The sequence below is a fragment of the Hydrogenovibrio sp. JE_KL2 genome, assembly GCF_009296185.1.
Taxonomy (GTDB): domain Bacteria; phylum Pseudomonadota; class Gammaproteobacteria; order Thiomicrospirales; family Thiomicrospiraceae; genus Hydrogenovibrio.
Window position 1 is genome coordinate 68,396 of record NZ_WBJR01000001.1, and the last position, 11,996, is coordinate 80,391.

Sequence of the window (11,996 nt, forward strand, 5' to 3'; positions counted from 1 at the left end):
AGGACAAGGAAGGCATGACGTCCTTGCTGAAAATTAAATACCGGTCATGACCAGAGCGATGACATCATTTTCATAGCCATCTCCATTTTTATACTCACGATAGCCTTCGCTCACTTTGAACCCGACAAGATAAGGCACGCCGTCCCATAGCCAGTAAATGGTATCGTTTTGGCCGTTGTCAGCCTGAAGGATTTCACTCGGTAGATCCAATATTTCGCCAATGCCATGTTCTTTATGGGTGGTGGCAATAATCATGCCGCGTCTATCAACAAAGAAACTGAACGTGGTTTTGTTGATTTGTTGGTTCAGGTATTTAGGCTCGGTTTCTTTTAGCATGGCTTCAAACTGAGGTTTACTATCAAAGACCAATGCAATCCCACCAACATTGCGATGAGGGTTTTCCCAATCTTTCACGGCTGCATGGTAAATATAGGTAAATTCGTCACCATATAGGTTTGTTTTGTGGAATTCCGATACGACATAAGCCTGAGTATCTTCCAGAGAAAGACAGCGTGAGGTGTCATTCGGTCTTGGAATGATGGTATCAATCAAATGACCTTCTACCGGATTGGAGACCGCTAGAATGCGACCTCTTTGGTCATAAAGCATAATGTTGGTATAAACCGTGTACAGCTTGTTGATGTAGCCAAGAATATCCGTCAGTTTTCTGGTCTCGGTTTCAGAAATTTCCTGAGTTTGATTATAGCTGCTCAAAATTTGGCGGAAGGTACTGTTCAACGCCCACCATCGGCAGTCATTCGCACGTTCGTAGAGGTTTCTATCCATGACTTCAACGCCAAGGGTTGCGCTAAACGCCGCTTTACCCTGAATGGTTCTAACCAATACGTGATGGATGTGATGGATGAAACTGTTAAATATCTCCTGAATGTCGATACTGATATTTTGGAAACTGTCTAATACCGGCAAGAAGGCTTTTACATCGCGTTTAAGCGATAGAATTTTTCCGTTCAGGATAACGATCAGCAATAACGTACTGACCTTAAGGTTGGTTTCTTCCAAATCTCTAAGGTACAGCGGAGAATCCGGCGGGATGGTAACGTTAATGTCTCGATCATCTGTTTTGTCGGCAAACGTAACTTGATTCTGTACTTGAACAAAACCTAACCAGGGCAGTCCATAGTAACCTTGGTAGCCATGCGTTTTGGTGGCGAACTGCAGTTTATCGCCGGAGCGTTCCGGGCGAGTAAAGTGGTGTGGCTCGATTTGCTTCGTATTGCGCTTTGATTTGTCGCTACTGTTGCATGAAATCACTTTGCCATGATCGTCCAATAGCATGATTTCATAGCCCTGCTGACCTTGTCCAAGCGTTTTGTAGATACGCGTCATTTCATCTTGGAAGTTAAAGCTTAGGCAAAGTACGCCAACAACCTTTATTTCCCCTTGAATATTGGCTTCAATTTTTTTTGCATAAATGTGGCTGTCGGACTTGTTGGGGAACATATCCGATTTACGATAGATCTCTACATATTCTTCTTTGGTTGCCATCGCTTCATTGATGAGCGAATCACGGGTGAAGGTTGCCGGGTTGCTTGCGTCCAGCTTCGCTTTGATTTCGCCTTCCGGTGAAACCAATAAAACATCATCGTACACAGTATATTTGGCAACATATTCAATGATTCGTTGATGAATGAACTCTTGATCTTCTTCTGAAACATTTGATTTCGCCATGAATTCGACCAGGTCGTCATCAGTTGCCAGGAAACCGACATCCGCAGTACGCTCGAACAGGTTGCGGATGAGAATGTCTATGGTTGCCTGAGCCTTTAGCATGATTTCACTATTTGCCTGGTTCAGGTATCGTCCAATTAATTCCTGAATCATGGTGTCACGCAGGTTTTGAAATTCTTTTTGAGTTTCGACAATAGAAATCAGTAGTTGAGGGTCGATATTCTCGTTGTTGATTTTTCCGACCATGGCAACGGTTGTCCACCATAAGTCTTGGTGTTCGAGCTCATTCAAATAGCGCTTTACTTCCGGTAAGAACTGTGTGAATTGCTTGTGATCTTCAGCTTGTGTCGTCATAGTATTGGCATCAAATTGTTCAGTTGATTGTAGAGGTTTGTTAACTTTTCTAAGCAAAGCTGATTCCAGATTTTCTTTTATAGTGTAATTACAGCTATTTATTGGCGTGAATCGGTAAAAGTACGAATAGACATGAGCGGCAAGAAGTTGATACATTTCGGTGCAAAGTCGAACCAGATATGTCTCGCGTCCTTTAAGTTTATTAGAGTTTAATGAAGTTCTAACGCCAAAAGTTTTCTTTGCGGGTTATATCAAAAAATTGTATTGATGGTTCACAATGCAGGAGTAAAATGAAATTGAAATATAAAAAACGTACTTGGAAAGTACAACGTGGAGGTTGTGGTGATTAAGCGCTCATTGAAGGCAAAAGTAACGGCTATTTCGATTATTGTCGGATTAATTGTCGCAACCCTTGTCGGGGTAGCAATGTACTTCATTTTGGTTAAACCAGTGGAGTCAAGGGTTCAGGAAAACCTCATCAAGGATTCTGATATATTTATTGAGCATCAAATTGAACAGAAGTCTCAAGTGGGAGTTGCTGGGGCTACGGCATTTAGTCTTGCGCCCAATATCATCAACGCGTTGGGGGTTGAAGACAGGGATTCCCTTGTCCCCTTCTTTAAGGGTATTAAGGCTGGGTATGCCAAAAAGACCAATTACAAAAATATTGGTGTTCAGTTAATCACTTTTGATGGGCGTTCTCTGATTAAAACCTGGGACATGAACTCCTATGGTAAGAATGTTTCCAATAGTCCAATTATCAAAAAAGCCATGGAAGACAAGCAGGCATTCGGTATGCTGGCAGTCGGAGACCGAGGTGTTGGTATTATTTCTGTTGCGCCTATTTTTGATGGTGAAGACTTCAGCGGCTTAGTGACGTTTGTACAAGGTCTGGCTTCAGTCGCCAAAAATTACGTCAAAATGGAACACGGTATGTGGGTGATGTTGGTTGATCGACGTTATATCCAAAAACATTACGGAAGCATGCCAGTCATCGACAAAAATGAAGCGGTAGACAAGAATTATATCTTGGCAAGTAACCGCTGGTTCCCGAAAGATTCCGTTGATTTGCTGAAGAAGGTTTATGAGCCTATCGATGGTAAGCAAACGACTTTTTACATCAAAGACAACCACGTTATCATGGACTTGCCTGTGCTTGATGTTACAGGTGAAGTGATGGGGCGCCACATGTTCATGTTGCCGGCATCTTTCTATTATGGGCCTTTGGCTGAAGCGAAAAAAGCCGCTTGGTTGTCGCTAGCAGGTGTCATGATTGGCATTTTCATTTTGGCATTCGCGCTGGTTGTCGCAATCAACAAAATGGTGGTTAACCCTCTAGCGAGAATGCAAAAAACCACTGATGAGATTATGAAGTCAGGCGACTTCTCTATCCGAGTTGATGTGACCAGTGAGGATGAGGTCGGACGGACGGCATTGGCTGTCAATGACCTGTTGTCGCAAGTAGGTGACGCGCTGAAAAAAGCGAATGGTACGATTAGTGCCATTGCGGCAGGTGACTTCTCGAAACGCATTGAGGGTGATTACCACGGTGATCTAAATGCCTTGAAAAACGGTATGAACCAGAGTATTGACAACATCGCCGATGTCATCAAGCAAATTGCGACAGTGATGGATGAAATGAAACGCGGGCACTTTGACGTTCAGTTGCAAAACACCGCTTCTGGAGAATACTACCGTATCATTGACAGTGCACAACAAACCATGACGGTCACCAATAGCGTTATCTACAATGTCAACCAAGTTATGGAAAGTATGCATCAAGGGAACTTTGGCGCACGCGTTGATGTTGAAGCACATGGAGAACTAAGACGTTTGAAAGACAGCATCAACTCGTCGTTGGATTCTCTGAATAAAGCCATGAGTGATATTACTCGCATTGTGGTCGCACAAAGTGAAGGGGATTTAACGCAATTAATCAGCACAGACTATCCTGGTGAGTTAGGACGTTTAAGAGATGCGGTGAACCAGTCTGTTGAAAAGCTGTCAGCTATTGTTGGACAGGTTATTGAAGCATCTGATGTTGTGAACACTGCTTCCCAGGAAGTGGCACAAGGTGCGTTGGATTTAAGCTCTCGCGTACAACGACAAGCGGCTGCATTGGAGCAGACTTCCGCTTCTATGGAAGAGATGAACGCCGCAGTGCAGAACAACTCATCAAATTCCGTTCAAGTGTCGGGTGTTGTGCAAAAAGTTCAATCGGACTCGTCGCAGGCAAATGACGTTATGCATCAAACCATTGATGCAATGAATGCCATTCAGGAATCGAGCCATAAGATTTCTGATATCGTTACCCTGATTGACGGGATTGCCTTCCAGACTAACTTGCTGGCATTGAATGCGGCAGTAGAGGCGGCTCGTGCCGGTGAGCATGGTCGAGGTTTTGCGGTGGTAGCCGGTGAAGTTCGAAGCTTGGCTCAGAAGTCTGCGGAAGCGGCGAAAAACATCACATCGCTGATTAACGAAAGTGTCGATAGAATCAACCAAGGAACGAAGTTGGCAACTGAATCAGGTCAGGTTCTGGAAGGAATCACCGAACAGGTTGAAAGTGTTGCGAGCATGATTCGACAAATCGCGCAGGCTTCGGAAGAGCAGGCAAAAGGCGTTGAGCAAGTTCACCAAGCCATGAATGACTTGGATTCGGCAACGCAACAAAATGCTGCTTTGGTAGAGCAAACGTCAGCGGCTGCTGAAAGCATGAGCGAGCAAGCGGTTAGCTTGAGTCATAACATTGCGTTCTTTAAAACCAATAAGACGCATTTGACAAAGGCCGAGACGCCAAAACTGGAAGCCAAGCCTAAGTCTGAACCAGCCAAAAGAATTGAGGCTAAAAAAGAGCAGGTGCAGGCAAAGCCGAAAGCACAAGAGGCAAAACCGGCTGCGAAACCGGAAGCTAAGCCTGCGGCTCCAAAAGAATCAGAGGCGATTGTTTCACCTTTGCATGGTAAGCCAGCAAAAGCTGATGATGAGTGGGAAGACTTCTAAGTCGTAACCTTTGTTGTTAGCATAAAAAACGGCAAGTATTTACTTGCCGTTTTTATTTGTGTTTATTAATCAATTTGATTAATAACTATTTTTTCTCGGGCTCATCAGGCACAAACTTTAAAACATTTCCATTGATGCAATAACGTTTGTGTGTTGGCGGTGGACCGTCGTTAAACACATGACCTAGGTGGATACCCGAACTGGCGCTGATGACTTCAGTACGCTGCATGCCATGTGAATCATCTGGGCGTTCCAAGACAGCGCCTTTAACTGGGTTGAAAAAGCTGGGCCAACCTGTGCCACTGTTGAATTTGGTATCGCTGCGGAACAAAGCTACTCCGGTGATTGGATCAACATAGGTTCCCGCACGGTGTTCATCCAAGTGAGAACCCGTGAATGCCCACTCCGTTCCTTTATTGAACGCAATTTTGCGTTGCTCCGGTGTAAGTAGTCTGAATCCTAACCACTTCCAAAAACGATCTTTGTCACCACTATAGCCAGTGTATCGAGAGACTTCCTTTCCGTGCTCGAAGAAAACAATTGTTGGCGTGGCAAACAAAGGTTTTTCAAGTGTCCAACCTTTTGGAGGGTTTGGATTCAGGGTTGTGACAACAGAGACATCCGCTTTCCAACCGCTAAGGATTTCCTTGGTAAAGAGTTTGCAGTAAGGGCAGTCTTCCGCTTCGAAAACAATCAATTGTTTATCTTGATTCAGCTTGGTGGCATCAAGAATAGGGTGCCCAGATACGGCGTTATTCGAGCCCGGATAAGCAACCCCTGTACCGCCCAAACCACAATAACCGTTAGGATTTTTTTTCAGATAATCCTGGTGATACTCTTCTGCTTTGATGTAATTGTGAAGCGGGGCGATTTCTGTGGTGATTTTGCCATAGCCCGCTTTAGTTAACGCTTTTTGATATGCCGCTTCAGTTTCTTCCGCAACGGCTTTTTGACTAGGTTCGGTATAGTATATGACGCTGCGGTAGTTCGTGCCGATATCGTTACCCTGACGGTTCCCTTGCGTGGGGTTGTGATTTTCCCAGAACTTGATCAAGACAGTTTTTAAGCTGACGACTTGTGGGTTGAAGGTAACTTTGACCACTTCTGCGTGATTGCGCGCATGACTTTTTCCCTGTTCAATTTCTCGCTCAAGCCCTAGGACATCGTAATAGCCAGCATGTTTGGCATCCCCCCCAGCGTAGCCAACTTCAACATGCGTAACGCCAGGAATTTCGCCCATGCGCTTTTCGGCGCCCCAAAAGCAACCCATGCCAAGCACAATGGTCTCTGTTTTCATGGGGGTTTCCCTTGATGAGGCGACATCGTTTGTTGATTGAGTGTTGTTCATTTGATTCTCCTGCGCACAGCCTTGTACTGAAAAGAATAACATGCTCACCAATGCAAACCAAAGCGTTGGCAAGATTCGAGAATGATAGATTTGTGTTGTCATGATAAAAACCGTTTTTGAGTGATTCTTGTTCTAGTAGACCGCAATTTCACGAGTTTGTTTCGTTAAATGTTGTGGATTCATGGTTTTGTAAGCTTTGTTTTCTAAATGTTTGCATTGAACACAGTCTTTTACCGTAGAAAATTGCTTAATATTTTCGTCACCTTGCCGATAGATTTAGTTGTATGAGTGATCGTTAGAATCACCCGATAATCTATAAAAAAGATATTTCACTTTTAGACCAGAAAGCTAAGTGAATCCGCTATCAAGGGAAAGCGCAGCCCGATTTATGGGTGTGTAAATCAAAACGATAAGTGGAGCACAACAATGATTATTTCTTCTTCCCAGGTTGCTCTGGGGTACGCACAGTCCGACAGCGCTAAGCTGACACAAAGCACGCAAACTACTCTCACTCGAACAGCCTTGCCATCCATGAATGGTAGTTGGGCAATGGAAGTGGATGCGGAAACTTCTTATGAATATTCACAATACAGTCGAACCCTTCTTAATGCACAGAGCAAGGTTAGACAAGGCGAGCAAAGCCAACAGCATACTCTGAACTCGGTGACGGAAAACCTCGCCAAGGTCAGCTTGGGGGCAAGCGACGCACAGATAGCCATTCAAAAAGCTTTCCCGTCGGGGCCAGCAACAGACATGGTGCTAAGCGGCGAAGTTGCCTTCAATTTTAGCCATCAAATCCATTATCAACAAAACAGCAGTAGTTTGATGAGTGCGCAGGGCTCCGTGACTCTGGCAGATGGTCGTAGTGTTGACTTCAATTTGCTATTGTCACAACAGCAGGCCACTCAGGTGTCCGCAAAGACGCAAATTGAATTTGGCCTGGCAAAATTTCATGACCCGCTAGTCATCAACTTTGGTACCGATACCGTTCAATTACAAGACACGACTTTTGAGTTTGATATGCAGGCTAATGGCGATAAACAAACCTATGCGTCCCTAGGAAAGGGGAGTGGTTATCTGACCTTTGATGTGAACGGAGATGGTCAAGTGAATGACGGGAGCGAGCTTTTTGGCACGCAAACTGGTGACGCCTATGCTGAATTGGCGAAATACGATGATGACCATAACGGTTGGATTGATGAAAATGATGCCATTTTTCAGCGTTTGAAAATCTGGCAGGATCAGTCGGATACGACGGCAACCCTGACTTTGACTGAAGCCGGTGTTGGCGCAATTTATCTCGGCAATGTCGATTATGATCAGGAGTTGCGCGGCGCTCAAGGCGAAATGCTTGGTAAGACCAAACAGGCGGGTGTCGTGCTGATGGAAAATGGAGAGGTGAAAACATCTCAGGCCATTGATTTGGCGAAGATCCCCCAGGAAGTCGCGGCGGATAAAATTGAGAACAGCCGAGCCTTCAAAAACCTACAGGCTATTGCCGATGCTTTCAATCAGACGAAACGAGTGACGCAATCGCTTCAAGGAAGCTTTCAGGTGTCTGATGCATTCAATTCCCGCTTTGGTTGGTCTATCTCCAAGCGAGAAGATGAAAAAGAGGCGCCTAAAAGCCTGTTTCAACAGCTTCAGGAATATATAGAACAGCAACTAAAAGAGCGTAAAAAGATGCTGGAAGACTTAGAAGATCGCTACAACTTGAAAAAACACCGACATCATTCTTGATGTTTTTGATCTTAAAGCACATACATTGTCAGTGCGCTGATGATTGTAGTGCTTTAAGGTCTGCTAACACGATTCGAACATGTTCTTTCGGGTCAACATCTGTATAGATTTTTGCGATACGCCCTTGCGGGTTGATGATAAACGTATGGCGTTTCGCAAACTTCACCACCAATAAATCTAATAGCGAATCATACCGTTTTGCCACCAAGCCATCTTTGTCTGCCAGGAGATCGAAGGGGAGTTTGTGCTTCGACTGAAATGCCTGGTGGGAATCTGCAGAGTCTACAGACACGCCAATGATCGTTGCCTTTTGTGCAATGAGTTGATTGATATTGTCTCGAAAGCTACAGGCTTCGGTAGTGCAACCTGGCGTGTCATCTTTAGGGTAAAAATAAAGTACTACCCAATGCCCTTTGTACTGAGAAAGGCTTACCGATTTTCCATTTTGGTTTTTGAGTGAAAAGTCAGGAGCGATATCACCGACCTTTAGACTGGCTGCTTGCGTGGTTTGACTATAGAGTCCCAAGAATAGAGTGGACAGTAAAATGGCAAAAAGAAAATGTGACTTCGATACCGACATGGCGTTATCCTTTAAGAAAATGTCAATTTATACTAATTCAAATCCGTTGAGAAAAACACCTAAGAAAACAGAGGTTATTGCTTGCTCATGAATAGTAAGGTAGGAGAGAAAATGGCTTTTCCTAGATTAAAAGTTGCAGTGTCAGATTGCCTGAGAGGGACAGAGTGCCGCTATAACGGCGGGCATGCGCAAAATGATTTCGTCAACCATCACTTAGCAAAGTATGCGGATTTTTATCCTTTTTGCCCCGAAGCCGCCGTGATTGGCACGCCGAGAGAGACGATTCGATTAGTGGGGATCGGCACCGAAGTTCATGTTATGGGGTCGCGCTCTGAAAAAGATTTCACTGAGGGGCTGACGGCCTATGGTGAAAAAATCGTTCCTAAACTTCTTGATAAGCAGATTGATGCAGCGGTGGTGAAATCCCGTTCCCCCAGTTGTGGGCTGGAACGAATTAAGGTCTATCAGCCTAACGGCGAATGGCATGGTTCAAAGGACCCGATGACATCCGGATTGTTTACCGGGCAATTACAGGCGGCAGCGCCTCACTTGGCGGTTGAAGAAGAGAGTCGGCTACAAGATGCTTGGTTGAGAGAAAATTTTATGCTGCACGCTTTCACCTCGGCAAGGTGGCGAGAGCTGTTGGCGAGTACCCCCAACCTGGCAGATTTTCAAGCGTTTCACCGTGACCATAAATATCTGTTGCTATCAAAAAATGAAACCCTGTATCGCGAAATGGGACCCCTGGTTGCCAATACCCGTGCGGAGAATCTGGCAGAAGGGATGGCAGCCTATCAAGAAAAGCTTTTTGCACTCTTGGCGCATCGTTCCACTAAAGGACAGGTCAGAAATGTTTTGGATCATGTCTATGGCTATTTCAAAGACCAATTGAGTGCGGAAGAAAAGGCGCATTATCAGGACACGGTAACTGAGTTTGTAGAGGGTATTGTTCCATTGATTGCCGTGGTGAAAATTCTCGAACAGTTTTTAAATCACTATGGTTCCGACTATCTTGCTACTCAGGTGTTCTTCCACCCTTATCCGCCGGATTTGGCTTTGCGCTCCGAAGTATCGGCTTACAAGTAAAAAGGCGCCCGATCACTATTGTTTTGGGTTTTCAAAATAAAATTATTGTGTTCTGCAGAGTAAGCTGATGAAATGGGTTTAATGCTGGAATTCTGAAATTGAGTTTATATGAGTAGTTTGACGCCAACGAATGACATAACCTTTAGTGAAGAGTTAAAAGTCATTTACGATTATCTCCATAAAAAATATCCCGAAATCGAACGAATGGCAGTTGCTTTATACGACGAAGAAACAGACATTCTGACGACCTTCGCTTACACGGGCGAGCGAGCAACGCCCTTATCCATGTATGATTTCAAGTTTTCCACCTCACAGTCGTTGACAGAGCTTAGAGAGTCAAAACAACCTCGTGTGGTTGACGACCTCGACGCGTATGAACCCAACCATCGTATTCATACTGAAGAAATTCATAAAGCTGGATTCAAATCAAGTTACACCTATCCAATGTTCAACGGATCTCAATTTTTGGGAATGTTGTTCTTCAATGCCAAAAAGAAAGCCGCGTTTGTCGATGACATGATTTACGATCTGGATCTGGTTTCGCCCTTGCTCACAGTGATGGTTGCCAATGAAAAGCGAATAGAGAATCTTCTGCTGGCAACGGTGCATTCGACTTTGGAAATGAGCAAGGAGCGTGATCCCGAAACGCGTGAACATATGAGCCGTGTTGCCCATTATGCCAGATTGATTGCACAGGAAGTTGCCCCGAAATACCAATTGAATGATGAATTTGTGGAACATGTTTTCATGTTTGCGCCTTTGCATGACATCGGCAAGATTTCCATTCCTGACGCTATTTTGAGAAAGAATGGCAAGCTGACAGATGAGGAATTTACGGTGATGCAGACCCACACGGTTAAGGGCGCAGATTTAGTGAACTTATTGCTGCGCAACTATGACCTGCAAAATGTGAAGTTCGCAACCATGATTAAGAATATTGTGCGTTACCATCACGAGAAAATGGATGGCACAGGTTACCCAGACGGTTTGAAGGGGGCAGATATTCCTTTAGAAGCCCGCATTGTCGCGGTTGCCGATATTTTTGATGCATTGACGTCTGTTAGACCCTATAAGCTTAGTTGGAGTAACGGCGAAGCCTATGCTGAATTACAAAAGATGGCCGATGAGAACAAGCTTGATGCGGATTGTGTCGCGGCCTTTTTGTCCTTGCCCGACAAGATTGAAAACATCCAGATATTATTGGCGGATGTCGTCGAAAACTAATGTTTTGGTATGCGATTTAGTCATATAAGGCCTTCCATACGGAAGGCCCGATTCAAAGGTAATTATTCTTTACCGATAAACTCAACCATTTTGGTGACGGCATCTTCTCCTGCGAAGTCGCGGTAGAAGTGTGTGGCGCCATCAATAACATCCAAGTGAATATTGGCGTGTTTTTTCAGGACAGGTTCGATTTTTTCCGGCAAGTCTGTAACGATGTCATCTTCCGTACCGGCGAACACCAAGACAGGTTTTTTGATTTTAGGTAGCAAGTGGATGGTATCCAGATTCGGATTGAAATCATAATAACTCGCAAAACTCGCGGCCGTTACTTTCGTATCTTTACAGTAGAGCAGGTCTGTGTGCGGCATGACTTCACCCCCTTTGCCTGCTTTAACCAGCTTGTCGGCATGAGCGACTAACTTTGCTAGGTCTTTGTGGTAACGCTTTTTGTACTCCGCGATTTCACCTTTCTTCGACCATAGTTGAGGGGCAAACAGCACGATATGTTTGATATTGGCATCGCTGTTGTGTTCGGATGCATACCAAGCCGTCTGATTACCACCACGAGAGTGACCTGCCAAGGTGATATTGTGTACACCTTGTGATTCTAACCACTTGACCCATGCCCCGATTTCCTTGATGGCATCGGTATGTTTATGGGTATGGATACGGTCACATGAAAGGATGGATTCATCATGGCGGTCATTGACGTTGAAGCTTAAGTTGATTGCCAACAGGTTTACACCGGAATCCGGCAGTAGGTTTTTAAGGGTGTTGGCTGTGCTGTAGTTGTTGTTCATCCAGGTTCCGTGAGTGAACAGAACAACACCATCTTTTAAGGTTTTGCCATCGGCAAGTAAAAGCTCACCGTTCAAAGTCAGGCCGTTGTACTGAATCTTCACCTCTTTTGCATAGGCAGATTGGAATAGAGTGGCAGCGGCCAAAAGCGCATAAATCAGAAATTTCATCTTA

8 protein-coding genes are annotated in these 11,996 nt (G+C 44.7%); 4 read left to right on the forward strand and 4 right to left on the reverse strand.

What is annotated here, in order from left to right:
- Positions 1–33: 33 nt before the first annotated feature.
- On the reverse strand, positions 34–2,043 hold the full coding sequence (locus F8R13_RS00325; RefSeq protein ID WP_152831176.1) for a cache domain-containing protein: 2,010 nt from the start codon (positions 2,041–2,043) through the stop codon (positions 34–36).
- Positions 2,044–2,385: 342 nt separating this feature from the next.
- Here F8R13_RS00325 and F8R13_RS11775 point away from each other — a divergent pair, with 342 nt between their 5' ends.
- Entirely contained in the window at positions 2,386–5,046 is a 2,661-nt protein-coding gene (locus tag F8R13_RS11775; protein WP_152831178.1) for a methyl-accepting chemotaxis protein, read from the forward strand.
- Positions 5,047–5,131: 85 nt separating this feature from the next.
- On the opposite strand, the gene msrA is transcribed toward F8R13_RS11775, so the two are convergent.
- Positions 5,132–6,496, reverse strand: coding sequence for a peptide-methionine (S)-S-oxide reductase MsrA (gene msrA, locus F8R13_RS00335; RefSeq protein ID WP_253806279.1), 1,365 nt, complete (start codon positions 6,494–6,496; stop codon positions 5,132–5,134).
- Positions 6,497–6,820: 324 nt separating this feature from the next.
- On the opposite strand from msrA, the gene F8R13_RS00340 reads away from it, so the two are divergent.
- Complete coding sequence (locus tag F8R13_RS00340; RefSeq protein WP_152831180.1) at positions 6,821–8,134, forward strand: hypothetical protein; 1,314 nt, start codon at positions 6,821–6,823, stop codon at positions 8,132–8,134.
- A 28-nt stretch (positions 8,135–8,162) separates the two neighbouring features.
- Here F8R13_RS00340 and F8R13_RS00345 read toward each other — a convergent pair whose 3' ends face one another.
- A complete protein-coding gene (locus F8R13_RS00345) occupies positions 8,163–8,714 on the reverse strand; it encodes a peroxiredoxin (protein ID WP_152831182.1) in 552 nt (183 codons plus the stop codon).
- Positions 8,715–8,825: 111 nt separating this feature from the next.
- On the opposite strand from F8R13_RS00345, the gene F8R13_RS00350 reads away from it, so the two are divergent.
- Both F8R13_RS00350 and F8R13_RS00355 read left to right on the forward strand, forming a co-directional pair.
- Complete coding sequence (locus F8R13_RS00350) at positions 8,826–9,800, forward strand: DUF523 and DUF1722 domain-containing protein (protein ID WP_152831184.1); 975 nt, start codon at positions 8,826–8,828, stop codon at positions 9,798–9,800.
- A gap of 108 nt (positions 9,801–9,908) precedes the next feature.
- A complete protein-coding gene (locus F8R13_RS00355) occupies positions 9,909–11,024 on the forward strand; it encodes an HD-GYP domain-containing protein (protein ID WP_152831186.1) in 1,116 nt (371 codons plus the stop codon).
- Positions 11,025–11,086: 62 nt separating this feature from the next.
- Here F8R13_RS00355 and F8R13_RS00360 read toward each other — a convergent pair whose 3' ends face one another.
- A complete protein-coding gene (locus F8R13_RS00360; RefSeq protein WP_152831189.1) occupies positions 11,087–11,992 on the reverse strand; it encodes an alpha/beta hydrolase in 906 nt (301 codons plus the stop codon).
- Positions 11,993–11,996 lie beyond the last annotated feature (4 nt).

Bases quoted from the DNA above. Each gene is read 5' to 3' on its own strand.
- F8R13_RS00325 (WP_152831176.1), bottom strand. From the start codon at position 2,043: ATGACGACACAAGCTGAAGATCACAAGCAATTCACACAGTTCTTACCG.
- msrA (WP_253806279.1), bottom strand. From the start codon at position 6,496: ATGACAACACAAATCTATCATTCTCGAATCTTGCCAACGCTTTGGTTT.
- F8R13_RS00340 (WP_152831180.1), top strand. From the start codon at position 6,821: ATGATTATTTCTTCTTCCCAGGTTGCTCTGGGGTACGCACAGTCCGAC.
- F8R13_RS00345 (WP_152831182.1), bottom strand. From the start codon at position 8,714: ATGTCGGTATCGAAGTCACATTTTCTTTTTGCCATTTTACTGTCCACT.
- F8R13_RS00350 (WP_152831184.1), top strand. From the start codon at position 8,826: ATGGCTTTTCCTAGATTAAAAGTTGCAGTGTCAGATTGCCTGAGAGGG.
- F8R13_RS00355 (WP_152831186.1), top strand. From the start codon at position 9,909: ATGAGTAGTTTGACGCCAACGAATGACATAACCTTTAGTGAAGAGTTA.
- F8R13_RS00360 (WP_152831189.1), bottom strand. From the start codon at position 11,992: ATGAAATTTCTGATTTATGCGCTTTTGGCCGCTGCCACTCTATTCCAA.